General features: G+C 41.4%; 18 protein-coding genes. All 18 read left to right on the forward strand.

All coding sequences use genetic code 11. The features are described 5' to 3' along the window. The first annotated feature begins 177 nt into the window (after positions 1 to 177). The 18 genes from AXW79_RS00650 to AXW79_RS21895 all read left to right on the forward strand — a co-directional run bounded on the left by AXW79_RS00650 (position 178) and on the right by AXW79_RS21895 (position 21,349). Entirely contained in the window at positions 178 to 1,686 is a 1,509-nt protein-coding gene (locus AXW79_RS00650) for a VapA family S-layer protein (protein ID WP_005319063.1), read from the forward strand. A 202-nt stretch (positions 1,687 to 1,888) separates the two neighbouring features. Next, positions 1,889 to 3,205, forward strand: a complete 1,317-nt coding sequence (locus AXW79_RS00655; protein ID WP_011898533.1) for an ABC transporter ATP-binding protein — start codon at positions 1,889 to 1,891, stop codon at positions 3,203 to 3,205. Between the two features lie 8 nt (positions 3,206 to 3,213). Further along, positions 3,214 to 3,960 (forward strand): sulfotransferase family protein, encoded by a 747-nt coding sequence (locus AXW79_RS21860; RefSeq protein WP_005319057.1) that lies wholly within the window; start codon positions 3,214 to 3,216, stop codon positions 3,958 to 3,960. 86 nt (positions 3,961 to 4,046) lie between these two features. Further along, positions 4,047 to 7,415 carry a glycosyltransferase gene (locus AXW79_RS23500; RefSeq protein WP_227534424.1) on the forward strand — a complete coding sequence of 1,123 codons (3,369 nt, stop codon included), beginning with the start codon at positions 4,047 to 4,049 and terminating at the stop codon, positions 7,413 to 7,415. Positions 7,416 to 7,426: 11 nt separating this feature from the next. Further along, positions 7,427 to 8,539, forward strand: coding sequence for a non-hydrolyzing UDP-N-acetylglucosamine 2-epimerase (wecB, locus tag AXW79_RS21865; protein ID WP_005319051.1), 1,113 nt, complete (start codon positions 7,427 to 7,429; stop codon positions 8,537 to 8,539). Positions 8,540 to 8,598: 59 nt separating this feature from the next. Further along, positions 8,599 to 9,603: a glycosyltransferase family protein gene (locus AXW79_RS21870; protein ID WP_225854228.1), complete on the forward strand. Its 1,005-nt coding sequence runs from the start codon at positions 8,599 to 8,601 to the stop codon at positions 9,601 to 9,603. After that, the gene (locus tag AXW79_RS23505) at positions 9,593 to 10,966 is read left to right on the forward strand and encodes a hypothetical protein (protein WP_011898535.1); all 1,374 of its coding nucleotides are present in this window, start codon (positions 9,593 to 9,595) and stop codon (positions 10,964 to 10,966) included. Before AXW79_RS21870 ends, AXW79_RS23505 begins: the two co-directional genes overlap by 11 nt. Continuing rightward, positions 10,905 to 11,996, forward strand: a complete 1,092-nt coding sequence (locus tag AXW79_RS00670; protein ID WP_227534425.1) for an acyltransferase family protein — start codon at positions 10,905 to 10,907, stop codon at positions 11,994 to 11,996. The genes AXW79_RS23505 and AXW79_RS00670 overlap by 62 nt, the downstream gene beginning before the upstream one ends. Positions 11,997 to 12,580: 584 nt before the next feature. Next, positions 12,581 to 13,180, forward strand: coding sequence for an SLC13 family permease (locus tag AXW79_RS21880; RefSeq protein WP_052141170.1), 600 nt, complete (start codon positions 12,581 to 12,583; stop codon positions 13,178 to 13,180). After that, entirely contained in the window at positions 13,107 to 14,306 is a 1,200-nt protein-coding gene (locus tag AXW79_RS00675; RefSeq protein WP_175562272.1) for an SLC13 family permease, read from the forward strand. Before AXW79_RS21880 ends, AXW79_RS00675 begins: the two co-directional genes overlap by 74 nt. A gap of 82 nt (positions 14,307 to 14,388) precedes the next feature. Continuing rightward, a complete protein-coding gene (locus AXW79_RS24080) occupies positions 14,389 to 14,625 on the forward strand; it encodes an adenylyl-sulfate kinase (RefSeq protein ID WP_225854444.1) in 237 nt (78 codons plus the stop codon). Between the two features lie 255 nt (positions 14,626 to 14,880). Continuing rightward, positions 14,881 to 15,675, forward strand: coding sequence for a glycosyltransferase family protein (locus tag AXW79_RS21890; protein WP_011898536.1), 795 nt, complete (start codon positions 14,881 to 14,883; stop codon positions 15,673 to 15,675). Further along, positions 15,675 to 16,631 carry an NAD-dependent epimerase/dehydratase family protein gene (locus AXW79_RS00680; protein WP_005319037.1) on the forward strand — a complete coding sequence of 319 codons (957 nt, stop codon included), beginning with the start codon at positions 15,675 to 15,677 and terminating at the stop codon, positions 16,629 to 16,631. The genes AXW79_RS21890 and AXW79_RS00680 overlap by 1 nt, the downstream gene beginning before the upstream one ends. Further along, on the forward strand, positions 16,631 to 17,656 hold the full coding sequence (locus AXW79_RS00685; RefSeq protein WP_005319035.1) for an MraY family glycosyltransferase: 1,026 nt from the start codon (positions 16,631 to 16,633) through the stop codon (positions 17,654 to 17,656). The genes AXW79_RS00680 and AXW79_RS00685 overlap by 1 nt, the downstream gene beginning before the upstream one ends. Continuing rightward, on the forward strand, positions 17,653 to 19,638 hold the full coding sequence (locus AXW79_RS00690; RefSeq protein WP_005319033.1) for a nucleoside-diphosphate sugar epimerase/dehydratase: 1,986 nt from the start codon (positions 17,653 to 17,655) through the stop codon (positions 19,636 to 19,638). The genes AXW79_RS00685 and AXW79_RS00690 overlap by 4 nt, the downstream gene beginning before the upstream one ends. Before the next feature lie 23 nt (positions 19,639 to 19,661). Then, positions 19,662 to 20,009, forward strand: coding sequence for a hypothetical protein (locus AXW79_RS22625; protein WP_011898538.1), 348 nt, complete (start codon positions 19,662 to 19,664; stop codon positions 20,007 to 20,009). A 19-nt stretch (positions 20,010 to 20,028) separates the two neighbouring features. Then, positions 20,029 to 20,790, forward strand: a complete 762-nt coding sequence (locus AXW79_RS00695; RefSeq protein WP_227534426.1) for a polysaccharide biosynthesis protein — start codon at positions 20,029 to 20,031, stop codon at positions 20,788 to 20,790. A 223-nt stretch (positions 20,791 to 21,013) separates the two neighbouring features. Further along, complete coding sequence (locus tag AXW79_RS21895) at positions 21,014 to 21,349, forward strand: glycosyltransferase (RefSeq protein WP_073531789.1); 336 nt, start codon at positions 21,014 to 21,016, stop codon at positions 21,347 to 21,349. Positions 21,350 to 21,399 lie beyond the last annotated feature (50 nt).

Raw genomic sequence — 21,399 nt, forward strand, 5'->3', positions numbered from 1 at the left:
GATCGGCCGGAATATGCAACTGTTGTATCTCACAGGACATGAGCATCAGTAGTTTCCCATTTTTTGCGGGAAAACAGCGGTGTTTGTGTTCGGTGCTCACAGTGCACCGAAGGTTGATCAACGGATAGGTTCAACCCTATTTGTATATAATCAATAAACTTCCTTAAGGAAAAAAGTATGTTTAAGAAGACTTTGATTGCAGCTGCCATTGTGGTCGGTTCCGCTGCACCTGCGTTTGCTGATGTCGTGATTAGCCCGAACGACAACACTTTCGTTACTACCTCCCTCGCATCTGTAACTAAGCAGCCGGTACTGGACTTCTCCACTGCTCAACAAAACCTGACCCTTAACTTCAGTGAAGTTGGTGACCTTAAGAACAACGGTTTCATTGTGTTGGAAATCCAAGGTGAAGGCCAATTCAACGACGCGGAAATCCGTCAGTGGCTGTCCAACGGTTTCTGGCGTAGGCCGTTTACCGGTCTGCTGGTTAACCCGAATGATCATGGTAATTTTGCCAATAGCGGTGAAGTTAATGACGTTCGGAAGTTCTTTAAGATTATTTCCGACGGTACCCAGCTGACCATCGTTCACACTATCGACAGCAATGGCAAGCGTCTGCGTCTTGCTCTTGCTTCTGATGTAGAAGAGACAATCAATTTTGCTGATGCAGAGGTTGAGCTGAAGCTGAACTTAGCTAACCAAGCCTTTAAGCTGACCTCCGGTTCTCAAGGTACAGTAGCTCTGACCGCAGGAGCTCTGTGGAACGCTTCTTACACTGCTGATCCGGTTGCTACCAAGCCGCTGTTCAAACTGGGTAAGCTGTTCCAGTTGAGTTTGACTAACGCTGGTAAAGCTACCGCTCTGGTTTCCGAAGGTTTCTTGAAACTTAATATCGGTGATGCGAATATTTCTGCTACTGATTTCGCGATTACCAACGTTACTACTAACCAGACCATCCAACGTGACAAGGTTAACCTGACCCTGACTGGTGATGTTTCTGCCTTCAAGAAAGATGCCAACGGTAACTTGGTAAACAAAGCTGGTGCTAGCATCGGTTGGAAAGCTGCTGCTGATGGTCAATCTGCTACAGCTGTCTTGGGTGCTGGCAACATGGCCGGTGGGGTTCAAAATGCTCTGGCTGCTTTTGGTACACTGTACGTTGCTGCAGATAACACTGTTCCGGTTCCTGCTGTTAACTTCAATGTTAAGGCTGAAATCCAAGGTGATAGCCAAGCTACCTATAACTACTTCAAGGACGAGCTGGCTGATCTCTTCATCCTCACCCGTGATGGTATGAAGTTTGACACAATTACTACTGGTACCACTTCTGCCAACCTCATCCACATTCGTGATGTATCTAACATCCTGCCTACTGAAGGTGGCAAGATCTTCGTAACTATCACTGAATATGCAGATCATGCTGCCAATGGTCGTGGTGAAGGTACTGTATTGGTTACCCGTAAAGCACTGTCTGTTACCCTGCCAAGCGGTGGTGCAGTGACTCTGAAGCCTGCTGATGTTGCTGCTGACGTTGGTGCTTCTATCACTGCTGGCCGTCAGGCTCGCTTCCTGTTTGAAGTTGAAACCAATCAGGGTGAAGTAGCTGTTAAGAAATCCAATGCTGAAGGCGTGGATATTCAGAATGGTACCCGCGGCACAGCACCGCTGGTAGATTTCACTCTGTAAGAGCGAATCTAGTCGATAAAGGGCGCCGAGGCGCCCTTTTTAATTAATGTAAAACTAAGCAGTTTCATTTGTTCCCTCACTCATCAATCTCTTCATTTAGCGAGGTAGACAAGCTCTGCCGTTGCTCGTGACCACAGCCCTTATTTCAGTTGTCATTTATTGTTATACTCTTTCACCTCGTTAGCTACCTTGCGATTTATCTATGTCCGAGCCTGTACTTGCCGTTAGCGGTGTCAATAAATCATTTCCCATCTATCGTTCCCCTTGGCAAGCGCTATGGCATGCACTCAATCCCAAGGCTGATGTCAAGGTTTTTCAAGCATTACGTGATATTGAACTGACGGTATATCGCGGGGAGACAATAGGCATTGTGGGCCACAATGGTGCGGGCAAGTCTACCTTGCTACAGCTTATCACAGGAGTCATGCAACCTGATTGTGGCCAGATTACACGTACAGGGCGTGTTGTGGGCTTGTTAGAGCTTGGTTCTGGTTTTAACCCTGAATTTACTGGACGTGAAAACATTTTTTTTAATGGCGCTATCTTGGGAATGTCACAGCGAGAGATGGATGATCGTTTGGAACGGATCCTTTCTTTCGCTGCCATAGGTGATTTTATTGATCAGCCTGTTAAAAACTACTCCTCTGGGATGATGGTACGCCTCGCTTTTTCAGTCATCATCAATACTGATCCTGACGTATTGATCATTGATGAGGCATTGGCAGTGGGAGATGATGCATTTCAACGTAAATGCTATGCCAGGCTAAAGCAGTTGCAGTCACAAGGCGTAACGATTCTGCTGGTATCCCATGCAGCAGGCAGCGTGATTGAGTTATGTGACCGTGCAGTATTACTGGATCGAGGTGAGGTGCTGCTTCAAGGGGAGCCCAAAGCAGTGGTACACAACTATCACAAGCTGCTCCATATGGAAGGCGATGAGCGTGCCCGCTTTCGTTATCACTTGCGCCAGACTGGCCGTGGAGACAGTTATATTAGTGACGAATCTACCTCGGAGCCCAAAATTAAGTCTGCCCCCGGTATTTTATCAGTAGACCTTCAGCCTCAGTCTACAGTTTGGTATGAGAGTAAAGGTGCCGTTCTTAGCGATGTACACATTGAAAGCTTGGAGGGAGAAGCCGTTAATATTCTCAATTCTGGTCAACGCTATCGTTATTGCTTTGAAGCCTATTTTGAGCAAGAAGCTTTTGAAGTCGGCTTTGGTATGATGATTAAAACTCGTTCCGGCGTTGATCTTGGCGGAGCAACCTCAACGCGTAACCACGAACATCGCTTGGCTTATGTTGCTGCGGGCAGCTCTCTAACAGTATCGTATGATTTTGAATGTGCATTACGAAATGGCACTTATTTCTTGAATTGTGGTTGTTCTGGTCTTATAGATGGAGAACGCACATTTTTGCATCGTGGTGTCGATGTCGCCATGTTTCAAGTCATTTGTGAAAGTGTAGATTCTACAGGTCTGATTGATTTTTCACCTTGCATTAATGTCCACCAGAAATGAGCTTGGTTATGATGGAAAAAATTAATCTTTTTATTATTGGTACCCAAAAAGGTGGGACTACTGCATTAGCTGATTTTTTGGGAAAACATCCTGATATTTACATAGTAGATGGTAAAGAAGCCCATGTTTTTGATGATCCTTTCTTACAGGATGCAGGAATAGATAATATTCAGTGTGCATACAAACCATTTCTGAAGGCTTATCACGGGCAGCCTGTTCGGTGTGATGCTACACCAGTTTATATGTACTTGCCCGAGATACCAGCCAGACTGAGTCATTATAATGAAGATGCAAAAATCATTATCATATTACGTGATCCCGCTGAACGGGCATTGTCACAATATCATATGGAGCGTCGTCGTGGTGATGAACATCTCCCATATCCTCTTGCTCTTTGTGCAGAAAATAGTCGTTTAAAAAAAGATAATCACCCGTACCTGGTTGGCTCAGCCCATAGATTATTTTCTTATCGTACTCGCGGGCATTACTGTAAGCAGTTGGCCAGAATTTTCTCGCTATTTTCGCCCAATCAGGTGTTAGTACTAACGAATCGTGAACTTCGTCAATTGCATGATGAAACTTTGGATAAAGTGACGAATTTTCTCGGCATAGATAAGCTCACGGTTGCACAGGAATCTGTATTTAGTGGTAATTATCAGCCTACACTTACGGAGCGCATCTCAACGTGGCTACTAAAGATATATTTTTTGCCAGAAAAGGCTAGATTACTGTATCGCTACAATATTAAACTGTAATAATGTCATATATGAATATATTGCAGCATGTTTTTGGACTGGTGCTCTACTATCACCATGTAATTTGATATAGGTTTAATAATAAGATGAAAAATAATGAGCTTTGGGTCGTGCTAGGTATGCACCGCAGCGGAACGAGCGCGATGAGTAAGGCGTTAGCTGTATTAGGTGCACAGCATGGAAACTATGTAACTGCAGCAGCAGATGATAACCCAAAGGGTTTCTGGGAAGATGCGGAAATTGTTGCTTTTAATGATGGATTATTGGGCTCACTAGGGATAGGTTGGTTTGATTTAGCCGAAATCCCTCAGGGGATATTTGATCTCCCTTATTGGCACCAAAAAAGAGCACAGGCTAGATTATTGATGCAAGCAAGGCTGGCTGACTGCTCATGCTTTGCATTAAAAGATCCTCGGCTTTGTCGATTGTTACCTTTTTGGCAGTCAGTCTGGTCTGATCTTGATGTTCGTGTTCGCTATGTCGTTAGTTTACGCGAGCCCGGTGGCGTTATGCAGTCGCTGTTGACTCGCAACCAGTTTTATCCTGGTTACTCAGCAGCACTTTGGCTACGTCATTTGTTCGATATCGTGAATGGACTAGGTAGCAATAATTCTGCATTAGTAGTTGACTACTCCGCTTTGCTATCTGCTCCTGCCGAGCAGCTTATGCGTATGTCTACCTATCTTGAACGTCCGTGTGATGTTCATAAACTTACAGAGTTTGTAAGTGAATTTCTGGATAGAGAGCTAAATCATGGCGCTATAGCAGGAGATAGCCCACTCTGTGATTTAGCAGAATATTGTTATCGCCAAATTTGTTCATTAGAGCAGATCAGTAACCGTACAGCTGCAATACTTGATCCCTGCTTACCTGCATTTTCTGCATTGACACAGGCAATGCGTGAAGATGCGCGTTATATTGATGGGCTTCATAATAGCAAGACATGGCATCAATTGGGAGAACGACACGAACAAACACTATTCGATCTGAATAGCCAGATCGTTCGCATCGATGCAGAAATATCCGAGTATAATAAGCAGCTTAGAGGTGAAATTAATCGACTCGATGCTACTGTTTTAGTAAGAGATGAGGCTCAACGTGAGCATGCACGCTGGCTGAAGCAGTTATCAACGCATCTTGCAGAGCAGCAGAAAAACTATAGCCATCTACATCTAGAGCTGCAGCAACAGTTAGCTGAGCTACAGTCAGACTATTCAGATAAAATTGCGGAGTTGGAACTTACCCTTGGCAAACAAGACCATCTGATTACTGAGCAGAAGTCGCAACTTCAACAGTTGGCTACAGCACAAACGGCTGAGCTGCAACATCTATATGCATCAGTGTTCTGGAAGAGGCGCCTAGCAAAACGCTATATAGCGGCCCTGTATCGCCGAACAAAGCCAATAATAAGACCTTTTTTAACATTAATACCGACATTCATAGCACAGCGCATTAAGGCTTTGCTTGATAATTGCTTGTTGAATAAACCTGTAATGTCACCTGCTGCTATGCCTGTGTATTCAGAAAACATAGTACCAGATACGGCTGATTTTCAACCTAGTCCACTAGTGAATGTTGCCCGTCACGCGCCTACTAATGGCCTCGATATTATCGTTTTCCCTGTTATTGATTGGGCTTTTAGGATCCAGCGTCCACAGCACTTGGCAAGAGAGCTTGCAGCACTTGGTCATCGGGTGTTTTATTTAACCACTACTTTTCATCACTCAAAACAACCAGGGTTTGTTTTACAAGATAATCCAGCTCCGAATGTATTTATTTGTCAACTGAATTTAGCTGGTATACATCCAATTATTTATCAAACATTGCCGGATAGTAGAGTACTTAAAAATCTATATCAGTCTGTGGAGGTCCTACGTCAGCAGCTCAATATTAAACGCTCAGTTGCATTAATTGATTTACCATTCTGGCATTTAGTTGCAGCTGCTATACCTGCTTGTCAATTAGTTTATGATTGCATGGATCATCATGCAGGATTTTCTACTAATAGTGAGGAAATGCATCAGCAAGAATGTAAATTATTACACTCTGCAGATTTGGTTATTACAACAGCAGCAAGATTGTCTGAGCATATTTCACGTGAGCGTGAAAATACTGTTGTTCGTAATGCTGCCGAGGTGAGTTTTTTCTCTAAAAAAACAGAGCAATATTTGTATCACTCTGATAGACCAGTCGTTGGATATTATGGTGCTATTTCTGAGTGGTTTGATATTGATCTAGTTATAACTGCTGCAAAAAATTATCCTCAATGGGATTTTGTGTTGGTAGGTAATACCTTTGGGTGTGATACAAAAAATGCTGAGAAAATTGAGAATATTCACTTTATAGGAGAAGTTCCATATAGTGACCTGCTGGGTTATTTGAACGCATTTGATATTTGCACCATTCCTTTCAAGCTCGTTGAGCTCACAATGTGCACAAATCCTGTTAAGGTTTATGAGTATTTGGCCGCAGGTAAGCCAGTCGTTGCAACGGCAATGCCCGAGGTGCAGCTTATTGAGGAGCTGCTACATATTGCTCATTCTTCAGAGGACTTCATCACCAAACTCGATTTGGCAATGAAGGAGGTGGGTAATGAGGCCTTATCTCAAGAGCGTAGTGACTGGGCGAAGCAGCATGACTGGGCTAGCCGTGCATATCAGCTTTCACATTTAGTATCAGAAATCACACCAAAAGTTAGTGTTATTGTGTTGACCTATAATAATTTGGATATGACGAAAGCCTGTCTTGATAGTATTGAAAGATTCACTCATTATCCAAATCTGGAGTTGATTATTGTCGACAATGCTTCATCTGATAATACTCCCGAGTTTTTGAGGGAATATGCAGAAAGTAAAGGGAATGTTACTGTCTGTTTGAATGATAAAAATCTTGGCTTTTCTGCTGGTAATAATGTAGGTTTGAAGATTGCTACTGGAGATTACTTGGTCATTCTGAATAATGATACTTATGTAACCGAAGGATGGTTAGATGGGTTGATTAGGGCTCTTAAACGTAATCCTGAATTAGGCTTAGTTGGGCCCGTGACTAATAATATTGGTAATGAAGCGAAGATAAATATCAACTATAACGATATGCTAGAGATGGCAGTCATGGCTCGTAAATATACTTATCAGCACATAGGTAAATTATATCTAGTGGATTGTGCTGCTTTCTTCTGCGTGATGTTTTCGCGTAAGGTATATGAAGACGTTGGTCTTATGGAGGAGGCGTTTGGTGTTGGATTCTTTGAGGATGATGATTATTGCAACAGAGTGAGGGCTGCTGGTTATCAGATTGCTGTTGTTGAAGATGTTTTTGTTCATCATCATCTTTCGGCAAGTTTTGATAAACTTAAAGTAGAAGTTAAGCAGGCGCTATTTGAAAAAAACAAAGTGATATATGAGAAAAAATGGGGGGCTTGGGTTCCTCATAAATATCGTCCAGGTGTGCATTAATCGAGGGTTGTATGAAAAAGAAGATTATGTGTGTAATAGGTACTCGACCTGAAGCGATCAAAATGGCTCCGGTTATTAAAGCTTTTCAAAAGGCTGATGATTTTTTAGTATCAGTACTTGCGACTGCTCAGCATCGTGATCTACTTGATCAAGCCTTTACTCTTTTTGATATTCATGCTGATTATGATCTTAACGTTATGACTCCTGGGCAAACTTTGCCAGAATTGACCGCTAAATTAATGGTTAGCATTGACCAGACTCTTTCTGAAGCAAAACCAGATATGGTCATTGCTCAAGGTGATACAACAACAGTGTTCGTTACAGCACTGGCCTGTTTTTATAGAAAAGTCCCCTTTGCTCATCTTGAAGCTGGCTTACGTACACATGATTTATATTCGCCGTTTCCTGAAGAAGCTAATCGAATATTAGCAGGGAATTTAGCTGCATTACATTTCGCACCTACGCAAATTTCTCAGCAAAACTTATTGAATGAGGGGATGAATCCCAAGTCAATATTCGTTACAGGAAATACAGTAATTGATGCTTTACTTGAAACCGCAAAAAAAGATTTCTCTTTGGGTGTTCAATTACCTGATGATAAAAGAGTAGTATTGGTAACATCGCATCGTAGAGAGAACTTTGGTCAGCCAATAATTAATATCTGTCAGTCAATATTGGCACTGGTAGAGAAGTATTCTGACATTGTAATTGTATTTCCTGTACATCCTAATCCTAATATTAGGATGGTGACAGAACAGTATCTTATAAATCATGATCGGATTAAGTTGGTACCACCTTTTGATTATGGTCCATTTGTTACTGCAATGAAGAGAGCATATATTATCTTGACTGATTCGGGCGGTGTTCAAGAAGAAGCTCCTGCTCTGGGTAAGCCTGTACTTGTATTACGGCAGGATACTGAGCGGCCAGAGGCGGTGACTGAAGGGGGCGTTAAATTAGTTGGAACGGAGAAAGAGGATATTTTTAGAGAGGTGTCTCAGCTGTTGGATGATCCGATTGAATATGAAAATATGGCTAAAGGTTCTTCACCTTACGGTGATGGTCATGCAAGTGAACGTATAGTAAAAATAGTCCGTGATTACTTTGGGTCTTCATTAGCATGAAGATGGTTTATCTTTCACCGGTGCCCTGGCTGAGTATCAGTCAGCGGCCCCACTTCTTCGTGCAAGAAGCGTTAAAACAAAAATTTAATGAGGTGCTTTGGGTTGATCCATACCCAGGCCGTTTACCTGGACTCCAGGATTTTATTCCTGGGCGACATACGGCTGAGCCTACAGGGATTACCGCACTTGCAGGCTTACAGGTTTTGAATACCGGCGTAATTATTCCTATTGAGCCATTTGGATTATTTTTTGATGTTGTTAACTATCTTTCATTGTCAAAAACACTCCAGCGTATCATTGATTTTATAGATTGTGATGACTGTATTTTGGTTTTTGGAAAACCGAGCCGGTTAGCACTCTCCCTGATCAAGAAATTACGATGGAATACTATCTGGTTTGATGTAATGGATAACTATCCAGCATTTTATAACTCTCTTTCTAAAATTAGAATGCAACAGTTAGAGAATGAAGTCGTATCGTATTCAAATAAATTAACTTGCTCTAGTTATCGATTAGCTGAAAAATTTTCAAAAAATAATTCGGTATTGGTTATACAAAATGCTACGGCTCCTTATATCGAGTCAATAAGGGAAGGTAAACCAGCTAACGATGGCTTTTTATATATTGGCACAATAGCAAGCTGGATCGATTGGACTTGGATTATAAAGTTAGCGAATGAAAATAAAAGTAAAATAATTGCTATGTATGGCCCAATTAAAACAAGAGTGCCAGCTTTACCAAATAATGTAGTATTGTTTGATCCTATACCCCATGGTAATGTGAAGGAACTATTAGAATCTTACTCGACTGCGATCATACCTTTTAAAGATAATGAAATTACAAAGTACGTTGATCCAGTAAAGTTTTATGAATATCAAGCTGCAGGTTTAGATATAATCTCAACAATATTTGGTGAGATGAACTGGCATTTTGAGATGTGCAAGTCCCTTGGTCAGCAATGTGATATAGATGAAGCTAATAACTGTATTTATTTTCATAATAGTGGCGATGCTATAATTCATACTTGGTCTACCCGTCTTAAGGGAGTTTTTAATGAAATTTGATTTTTCATCTGATGCCAGGGCATCATGTATAATCTTTATTATAGGTATTTTTTTTAGCCTAGGTATTATTATGAATCCAGGGTATTTCAGTCATGATGAAATATCTTGGGGCTTAAAAGCTATTGGCTCAAATAACTTTAATTTCTCGCATGTTTTATCTTATGATGATTTTCATTATCGTCCTCTTAACTTTAATCTATGGTTACTTTTATCTCATTATTTTTTTGATTTTCCACAACTCTTTCATCTTATTATATTATCTTGGGGGTTAGCTAATTCAATAATTTTTTATTTAGTACTGATCCGATTGGATTTTGAGCGAAGCTCAGCATTGATCGCCGCTATAGTTAGTACTATTATGCCTAGCATAGTATTTGTTAATGGTTGGATAGGTACGATTGCTGATATAGCTTGGTTATTCTTTTGTTTGATATCATTTTTAACATATATTATTTTTAGAGGCGTGATAGGATATTTTTCTTCTTTGTTGCTATTTATTATGGCATTAATGTTCAAAGAGACGGCAGTCGTTTACCCCGGGATTGTATTTATTTATCTTGTGTATGAGCGCTTTAGTAGCAAGCGTACACTTGCATACTTTTTTAGTATTTCAGCTATTTTCATTATATATATATATTTGAGATATCAGTTCTTATTTTCAAAAGACATTTCTGGTTATAATACATCTATTTATAATATTCCAGAACGACTTTTAGAGTACTTTATATACCCTTTTCTTTGGGGTGATATTGAAATTCATGGAATGCTGTCGACTTATTCTAAGTTAAATTTGGCACTGGCATTTTTGTTTCATTGTTTATTTATTATCCTGTTGTGCGAGAAGCGTTTCATAGGTTATTTTTACTATCTATCGTTGTATTTTGTCACATCAGTTCCAATGTTGATTTTATCAACAAGTTTGCCACATTATATGTATGGTGCTGGCTTCACCATGGCCATATCATTTTCTCTCTTACTTAAAAGAGGTGGGGGGTATAAATACTTCTCTTGTGCTTTATTATTATTAATATTTATTCATTCTGTTAATGTTCAAATGAACTTCATAAAAACAGGGTCTTTTCAGAATAAAATGTATACCTCTATATATTCAATAATAAAAGAAAGTGTTGGTGAGAATAATAAAGTTGTAGATAGATGCTATTTAATTTATGCAGAGGTAGGCACCCCAGTATGGATTGCTATGAGAGCGTTATATAACATTAATGAAATAAATGGCATCGATATATCAGGAAATAAGATTCGTCTATATGACGATAAAATTAAAGATAATGATTATTTGAATGGGGATTGCAGTATCCTTAAAATGGAAAAAAGTGGTTATATTTATGAAAAAAATAACTGACTATATTGATGACAGAAAAAACTCATTCGATTTAATTCGATTATTTGCAGCACTGTTGGTTTTATACGCACATTCTTATCATATATTTGGGCTTGGTGCTGATCCTTTAACTGCTATTACAGGTATATATAGTGGAACTATAGCCGTTTACATGTTTTTCTGTATCAGTGGCTTCTTTATCTCGAAAAGTGTGGTGGAACGAACACCTCTTGAGTTTATCGTTGCGAGATGTGCCAGAATTTTTCCTGCATTATTTTTTTGTAATTTATTTACAATCACATTGATTTTACCATGGGTTTTAGTGGACCGAAGTTGGTTTGATTTTGTTTTTTCTTTAGAAAGTGTTTCATATATATATATAAATACTAGTTTACTTTGGGGTTTGGAATTCACCATGCCTATAGTTTTTGATGCACACCCTGATCAAGCTGTGAATGGGTCGTTATGGACATTACCTGTAGAGTTACAAGCTTATGTCTTAGTTTTTTTATTTTTTGCATTAGGGTGGTTTTCCAATAAAGTAAGGTTCAATACTATAGTTTGTGTTATTCTATATACTTATGTAGAATATCCAAGTTTTTACAATTTACTTATTCCCCTAAGTAGCTCTCACGCCTTATTTTTGGCATTTCTAATCGGTTCAGCACTCTATATTAACAAAGACTGGTTACCAATAGATAGAAGGTCATTGCTAACTAGTTTGATATTGGCATGGACTACATATCTACTGGATTATAGACTCATTAGTTTATTTTTATTTTGTTACATGCTGTTGTCGTTGGGCTTTCTGTTTAAGGGTAATAGGCTTAGACTAAGTAATGATTATTCCTATGGGATTTACTTGTATGCATACCCGATGTCACAGCTCAGTTTTCACTTTTTTAGTAACAACTTTTACTTTTATTTTATATTTATTTTGTTAGGGGTGGTGTTTTTTTCTTATATTTCTTGGCATTTTTTTGAGAAACCGATAATGCATTTTAGTAAAAATTTATTAAGTAGGAAGAATGAAAAAATTATAATAACTTGAAGTTGAGTTAATTACTTGTTTTTTTTGGGGGGGGGGGGGAGGGGCTTTACCAAGATTAAGCATCCTCTTCTAACCTATTGTAAGGGCTCTTTATTTTTACTAAGCTTTTTTGTAAAGGTTTTTATCTAAGCACTATTTCCTGCCATGTATGTGGATACCCGTGGGGAGTATCGCGAGATGCTATTATGTCTCGTGAAAAACGTTGCTGCTTGGTGGGCTCACCTCAGCTGAATAAAATACGCTTATACAATAAATTGCTATCCGCTGATGAGGACTATTGGATTGGAAGTCGGCACTCTTACCCTATACTATTGCAGAAGTACTTCAGGTTGCCTTTATCGAGAGAAAGATAATTGAGGGATAATGTTCATGTGTTAAAAATCGATATGTTATATTTTTGCTGCTAATAAGGTAAATCTATAATTACGTTTTCTTACCTCTGGATAGTGTTGACGATGGTGAAAGTACACTTATCGCCCGCGTATTACATTAGTCATATCTAACTTACGATATTTTAGGTTATTTAGTATGATTCTTGTAAAGATAGCACATGTTTAGTGAGCTAAAGATATTATGGACCTGATATGACCTTTTCTGCTTGGTATGTACTTGCAACGTTCATCATTTCATTAGTAGCATTAGCTAAGTGGCAAGGCAAAGCTGAACCTATCTTTGGTATAACTTTGCTAGCACTCTACTTACCTGGTTTTATCACTAATGAAGCATTACTTGCCAGTGCATCAAATAGTGGTTTAATGACGTTGGTATTATTGATATGTGCAGCATTTGTATTGGAGCGGACTATATTACTCCAACGGTTTGCCGCATGGATGCTCTCTGCTGATTTTAACAAGAGCTGGTGGAGGGTGATGATGTGCAGTATTCTGAGCTCTTCATTGTTAAATAATACAGCGGTTGTTTCAATGCTCATCGGTCCTTTGCGAGAAGCTAGGCGGCATCCTACACGACGTTTGATTTTACCGATGACTTATGCAGTATCTATGGGGGGAATGCTCACGTTGGTTGGGACATCGACTAACCTTATAGTCAATACTATGGTGATTGAGGTAGGTTTACCTACACTCGAGCTTCTTGATTTTTTACCCGTTGGTGCGATTGCTGCCTTGGTTGGGGTGGCTGTGGTTAGCAAGAAACTTACTACCCTCCAGACCTTTATATGTTAAAGGAGAAGAAGAACATTATTTAGTTGAAGCTCGTCTAGCGAAATCATCTACCTTGGTTGGTAAGACTATTGCTCAAGCAGGATTACGTCACCTAAGCCAGTTATTTTTAGTTGAAATAGTACGTAAAGATAGAACTATATGCCCGGTGTCACCAGCTACTATATTGGTCGCAGGGGATCGGTTGCTATTTTCTGGTGAACCTACTGCGATTGGTATGCTTGGGCGTTTTCCCGGATTAGTTAGTTATGCTCGCCGTCAAGGGATTAGTGACAAGCAATTGACAGAGGTATTATTGTTACCAGATTCTCCTCTTTGTGGGGGGAAGTTAAGAGACTCTGATTTTCGTGCTAAATTTGATGCAGCAGTGATTGCGATCAAGCGAGATGGTCTTGCGCTTTCAGGTTCATTAGGTGAGCAAGTGCTAACTGCCGGCGACTTTATTATTTTGGCTACAGGTCCTGATTTTTCTGGCCGGAGTAACTTGTCAAAAAATTTCATTATTATTAAAGGAGCAAAGCCATCAGTTGTATTAACACCACTAGTCGAATGGTTAATGATTATGGGTTTTATACTATCCGTTGGATTATCGGCACTCGGAGTAGTTTCTCTATTTAAAGCAATGGTTTGTTATTTCTCCGGACTGTTATTAAGTGGGGCCTTGAGTCTAAATGAAATTAGGCGACGTTTTCCACTTGGTTTATGGCTAATTGTGATGGCAGCCTTGGCCCTAGCAAAGGCAATGGAGAGTAGTGGTTTAATGGCAAGTTTTTCGAGAATAATCAGTTATAACTTGGCTGATATTTCTCCAAGATTATCTTTATTAATACTGTTAATAGTTACTTGGCTTGTGACAGAGTTAGTAACCAATAATGCTACAGCCGCGATGATGACACCTATAGCACTTGCTTTGGCAAAAGGAATGGGTGTATCTGCAATGCCGTTTGTAATGGCGGTAGCTTATGCTGCCAGTTGTAGTTTTATTAACCCATTTTCATATCAGACTAATCTTATGGCATTGCGTGCAGGGGAGTATTGCATATTAGATTATGTTAAAATGGGATTGCCACTATCTATTTTTTATATTTCTGTTCTCTTTTTTTCTATTCCTATGTTTTTTCCATTCTAGGAATAGGTAAACGGTAATGTTGCATGGTAAAATTACTCCATTTTTAATTTAAAGAAAAGATATAAAAATTTGTAGACTACGGATTGCTGACTCAAATAAGTCAACAATTACTAATATGGTTGAAGAGAAGTTGTTATATTCGGGAGCTCATAACTTTGCTCTTGATGGTAACAAGAGCAGTTATTCTCTCAAAGGTGGTCTTAGTTTTACTGATAGAGATCGTATTGAATGTGACCTAAGCATTGACGAGATAGTTATTACACTTATTTATTCTGATTTGAAAATAACTATGATTGATATCACTATTTATAGTCGATAGAGAGTTAGTAAGGAGGGGGATTTATTGAGTGTGTATTGACGAGTCTACTTCTGAAAGTGAAAGATAGACCCTAGAGAACTACTTAGTGCAGCAGGAGGGGGGCTGTTTTTCTGTTTACAGGTGTTGAAAACTCATATCAAACTCCACTTTATATTGCTATAGATAATTGCTGTACACATAGTTGTGTTAACGAAGTATTCGGTTGTCGTTTGCAACATAAGTTCATCAGATTTTGAAAATGAAAGGGGGTCAGCTATGATGACGATCAGTATGGTAATATATCATCCAGATAAAATATCGCTGTCTTATTGTCTTACCAGTACTGCGAATGCTGTTGCTGAGGCTAATGTTGATGTTCACCTCATTGTGATTGATAACTCCACGAGTTTATCAGAAAGTATTGACTCTATGTGGCTTAGAAAGTATTGGCCATATTCCTATTCGTTTATTCAGTCGCGCACTAACTCAGGGTTTGGCATAGCTCATAATCTGGCGTTGAATAATGGAGCTAAATATCATCTTATATTAAATCCTGATCTGGAACCCAATAGAGATGCATTAGTTAATGCATTGTACTTTATGACTCAGCACCCTGAATGTGGCTTATTAGCACCTTATGCTACTTGGCCAGGTGGTGAGCTGCAGCGGCTTTGTAAGCGTTATCCGACCGTATTTGATTTGTTTCTTCGTGGTTTTGCTCCTGAGAGATTCAAAAAAAAATTCCATAGTCGACTCGCTCATTATGAGCTGGCTGATAAAATAAACTCAATAGATGTATTTTGGGACCCGCCGATCGTTAGTGGTTGCTTCATGCTATTCCGCACAGATGTTCTGCAACAGCTAGCGGGATTTGAACCTCGTTTTTTCCTCTATTTTGAAGATTTTGATATCAGTTTACGTGCAGGGAAAATTAGCAGGATTGCCTATGTACCTCAAGTTAAAGTTGTCCATCGTGGTGGCAATGCGTCCCGCAAAGGTTGGCGTCATATCTGGATGTTTGGCCGTTCCATGGTAACTTTCTTCAATATTCACGGTTGGCGTTGGTGGTAATGATAGATATCAAGAGTACTGTTTTTGTCACTGGTGCCAACGGGTTTGTTGGTAAGGCGGTCTGTGAACACCTGCTTGGCTTGGGGGCGGATGTTAAAGGTGCTGTGCGTGGTAATCCGCTAGCATCTTACCAAGTCCAAACCCCTTCTTTAACCGCTGAAGCTAATTGGACAGATCTATTGCAACAGGTGGATGTAGTTGTTCACTGTGCAGCCAGGGTACATGTGATGTCTGATACAGCGACAGATCCCCTGGCGGCTTTTCGAGCGGTGAATACTGAAGGCACCCTCAGTCTTGCTAGGCAGGCGGCTGACGCAGGGGTAAAGCGTTTCATCTTCATCAGCTCGATCAAAGTGAATGGCGAGCATACCGAGCCAGGTAAGCCATTTGATGAGGATGTGCAGAGTCCGCCAGAAGATCCCTATGGACGCTCGAAGTATGAGGCGGAGGAGGGGCTTATGGCACTAGCTAAAGAATGCGACATGGCAGTTACTATCATCCGTCCCCCTCTTATATATGGGAGAGGGGTGAAGGCTAATTTTGCCAGCATGATGATGTGGGTGCGCACAGGAGTTCCGCTACCTTTTGCCCGCTTGAACAATGCACGCAGCCTGTTGGCGTTGCCTAATCTGTGTGACTTCATTGCCAATGCGATGGAACACACTGCCGCAATGAACCAGGTTTTTCTGGTTGCAGATCCGGTCGCGGTGTCGACATCGCAGTTGTTGACGGCGATTGCTGATGCAGAAGGTGTTGCCTGTCGGCTGTTTTATCTCCCACCAGGGGTGATAAGATTGCTTGGCCGCTGTTTGGGTATTGATGCCAAGCTGCAACGGATTTATGGCTCTCTGGAAATGGATACCGGTAAGGCTCAGAGGCGATTACAATGGTCGGCACCCTATTCGCTCTCTCAGATCCTATCTCTGATGGCATCTTCCCATAGTGAGTCGTCTTGATGTTGGTATTTGTTTTGTTGTTGATTTTTTGTCTGTTTTTCTCAATCACCATGACAGGCTTGCTTAGGCGTTACGCCGAGACCCGCTTGCTTGACCAACCCAATCATCGCAGTTCGCATCAGGTGCCTACCCCGAGAGGCGGTGGAATGGCCATTGTAACTACCTTTCTGTTGGCTGCCCCTTTGTTCGTTGCCCTGATCCCACTGCCATATGGCATATCCCAGAGCAGTTTCGCATTGATATGGGCTGCGGCTTTGGGGGTTGCACTGGTTGGTTTTATGGATGACCACATCTCTCTTAAGCCTCGAACCCGTCTGATTGTGCAGAGTATTGTGGCGGCCTTGGTGGTATCTGCTGTGGATGGTTTGCCTGAACTGACCTTTTTGGGCTGGCAGCTGGATCTCGCCTGGTTTGGTTACCTACTGGCCTGGCTGGGGGTGATCTGGTTTATCAATCTGTACAACTTTATGGATGGTATTGATGGCTTGGCGGCAGTTGAGGGCGTTGTCGTCTGCCTTTTTATAGCATTATTTCATTATCTGGTTGGGGGGGAGTTGTCGTCTGCTGGCTTGACCCTGTTACTGGGGATCTCCGCTGCGGGATTCTTGTGCTGGAATTTTCCGCCGGCCAGGATCTTTATGGGGGATGGTGGCAGTGGTTTTCTTGGCTTGATGCTGGCTTCTCTGATGTTGCTGGATGCCGCTTCTTCCCCTCAATTCCTGTGGGCATGGCTCGTCATGCTCGGGGTATTTGTGGTTGATGCTACCTGGACATTGCTGAATCGCTATCGTCTGAAGTGTCGTCTGAGCGAGGCTCATCGTACTCATGGCTATCAATATCTGGCGAGACGCTGGCAGAGCCATCGAAACGTGACATTGGCTGTGCTTCTTATAAATAGCCTCTGGCTTGCGCCGATCGCTGTCATGATTGTATTGGGCCTGCTCGATGGTGTGATCGGTCTGGTCATTGCCTACTTGCCGTTAGCTTTTCTTGCGTATCACCTGAATGCAGGAGTACCAGAATGAGAGATGAACTTTTACCCGGCGGTAGCTGGATACTGACCTGCCTAGGTTCCCTCTCACGTGCCAGCAAGCGTGCCGTATCTGTCGCCGTTGATATGATCCTGATCACAATGACCTATTGGGGGGCTTACTGGATAAGGCTTGAACATGGTTGGCCAATCCATAGCCCTCATCACTGGGCACTGCTCGGCGCAATTATCATCGTCAGTATCAGTTTGTTTGTGCGTCTGGGTCTTTATCGTGCAGTGTTACGATATGTCAGCTTTCGTGTGCTCTGGACAATCTCGCTGGGGGCATTTCTTTCAACCTGCTTCTTTGTTATTTCTGCGTTTTACTTCGATATCTTCCTGCCTAGAACGGTATCGGTTATCTATCTCTCCTTTCTCGTGATACTGGTCGGTGGTGTGCGGTTGTTTTTCCGGGCGCTGCTCAATACCACCCGTCTGGCGCGTACTCAGGTATTGATCTACGGTGCGGGCTCTTCTGGGCGCCAGTTGCAAATGGCTTTGTTGCAAGGCAATGAATTTTATCCAGTCGCCTTTGTAGATGATGATTCTACAAAACAGGGATGCGTGATCCAAGGATGTACTGTTTACCACAGCGCTCAGCTACCTACCCTGATTGATCATTATGGCGTACAGAAGATCTTATTGGCCATGCCGAGCAGTACCAGGGCACGTCGTCAGGAGGTGATTAATGCGCTTGAGCCGCTTACTTGCGAAGTCCTTTCTATCCCGGGAATGGCCGATCTGGTCAATGGCACTGCACGCATTGATCAGCTCAATGAGGTCTCCATTGATGATCTATTGGGCAGAGATCCAGTAGAGCCGGTGACCAAACTGATGGAAGCAAATATCACAGGTAAAGCGGTCATGATTACCGGTGCCGGTGGCTCCATTGGTTCTGAGCTCTGTCGCCAGATCTTGCGGTGCCGACCATCCGCCCTGGTACTGTTCGAACTATCTGAGTACGCCCTCTATGTCTTGCACAAGAACCTGCGTGAACAGTGTCAGCGTGAAGGAATCGAAACGGATCTGGTGCCGTTACTGGGTTCAGTACAGCGCCAGCATCGCCTCAAGACTGTGATGCAGAGCTTTCGGATCCAGACCGTCTACCATACCGCAGCTTACAAACATGTTCCGCTGGTTGAGTTCAACATCATTGAAGGGGTGCGTAACAACGTATTTGGAACTCTTTATGCTGCGCAAGCTGCCATTGAGGCTGGTGTGGAAACATTTGTGCTCATCTCTACCGATAAAGCCGTGCGGCCAACCAACACCATGGGGGCAAGCAAGCGTCTGGCTGAGCTGATCTTGCAAGCCTTGACCCGCGAGAAGCACAACACCCGTTTTTGTATGGTGCGCTTTGGCAATGTGCTCGGTTCGTCCGGCTCAGTGGTGCCGTTATTCAGACAGCAGATAGATAAAGGAGGGCCGATTACCCTGACTCATCCCGATATCATTCGCTACTTTATGACGATACCGGAGGCGGCGCAGCTGGTGATCCAGGCGGGTGCCATGGGGGAGGGGGGAGACGTTTTCGTACTCGATATGGGGCAACCGGTACGGATCATCGATCTGGCCAAACGCATGATACGCCTGAGCGGCCTGACATTGCGTGATGAGCTGCGGCCTGATGGTGATATTGCCATTGAAGTGACCGGCCTACGACCAGGGGAAAAGCTCTATGAAGAGTTACTGATTGGCGATGATGCCAGAGGAACCGACCATCCTCGGATTATGGTGGCACAAGAGAGCTGGCTGCCCTGGTTGCGACTGCGGCCCTTGCTGGCTTCGCTGGATGATGCCTGTCACCGTTTTGATCAACAGCAAGTACGTGACATTCTGATGCATGCGCCTGCTGCGTTTGAACCTAAAGATGGAATATGTGATCTAGTGTGGCTTGCAAAACAGCAACAGACAGAAACAAATAATGTTGTTAAGTTATCTGTACATAATGTGGATTTCTTATTGGCTAATAACTGAGCCGCCATGATGAGACAACCTGAATGTTATTAGTCCAAGCTTTGGCATTTTATAAAAACCATGCTGCAATTATTGTCAATATTGTTTTTTTGTTATTTGAAAAGGCTGTAGCTGTAGGTCTGGTTTTTTTTTGTGAAGGAGTCATAAGCCACTTGCTTGGTATCTCTCTTTACGGCAAATGGCTCTATTCTATAAATTTAACAATTTTATTTTCATCTTTTGCTTTGATTGCTGGTTCTGAAGTTGTAGTTCCGGCGTTAGTGCGTTATCTACGTTTGCATTGGAAGATATTAACTTCAGTATTTATATTGCGCTTTTCATCAGCATTTCTTGCTTTTTTCATCGGAATTTTTATGCATTTTTTTTGTTGAAGATCAAGATATAAAGTTAATGCTAACGTTATTGACATGTGCGGTCATTTTCAATGAGCCATTTTCAGTTATTGCAAACTTTTATCAGGCACAAACAAAAATTGGAGTGGTTGTTGCTATACGTCTCTCTGTCTTATTATTAAGAGTTCTTTTGGTGTTTATAGCCCTTTCAATTTCATCCACTCTTGTCATTTACTCAACTAGAGTGATAGAAGCATTGTTTTTAGCTATTACATTGTGTTTTTTAATCATATCTCGAGGTGGTATCTGGGATTGGCATAAGACGGTATCTCTTATAATGCTGAAGAGAGGTATCATGCTTTGGATACCATTGATCTTGATGCTTATATACATGCGACTAGACCGTCTGTTTGTTGAGTATTATTTGGGGTTTGAAGAACTGGCTATGTATGGTGTTGCTAATCAAATTCTTGAACAAGCGGTGCTCATAATAAGTATAGTTGTACAGTCGATCGCACCGATAATGTTATATGGACGAAAAGTTAAAAATATCCGAACAGTCATTTTATATATTTTACTCTTCACGTTCTTCTTGCAATTACTGGGATGGGTATGGCTGAGCGATATTATTGCACTGATATTTGGTCAACATTATCAGCCAGCAGCAGCATTGGCGAAAATGATGTTGCCTGCACTGTCATTTATGGCAGTAGATAGTATATTGATGCAACGATTGTATCGTGATGGGAAATATATATTAATACTTTTTAAGTGGTCATTGCTTTCTATTATTAGTTTTTTAATTACTGGGTGCTTTTGAGTGTTTTTCGTTCTGGTGAAATATATATAGTTTACGTGATCAATGCTCTTTTGATGATGATTACTACTATATTATTATGTTTCACTTATACCTATTCGGGGCAGTGTGTCCGGGGGCTGGATGATTACAATAGTAACACCGACTTATAATAGAGCATATTTTCTGCCAAGGTTATATGGAAGTTTGTGTCAGCAAAATATACGTTGTTTTGAATGGTTGATAATTGATAATTGATGATGGTAGTACAGATCACACGTTTGATTTTATTTCAAGATGTATAGGAAGTGCTGATTTTAAAGTTAACTATCATTATCAAAAAAATGGTGGTAAGCATCGTACTATAAATACAGCTATATCACGAGCATCAGGTGATTGGATCCTCATTGTTGATAGTGATGATTTATTAACGCATGATGCAGTTGATAAGCTATATCGATATATCAATGATATTGACTCTGAGTTTGTCGGTATGTGTTTTAGAAAGGCTACCTTATCAGGTCAGATTATTGGCGCTTTGGAAGTGTCATTCAATAAGACTGAATCGCCTCCAGTTCCATAGCCACCTCACATCCTTAAAATGAGGCAACTATTGGAGGTGTTATGACCCGT

It is taken from the genome of Aeromonas salmonicida subsp. salmonicida (assembly GCF_001643305.1).
Lineage (GTDB): Bacteria > Pseudomonadota > Gammaproteobacteria > Enterobacterales > Aeromonadaceae > Aeromonas > Aeromonas salmonicida.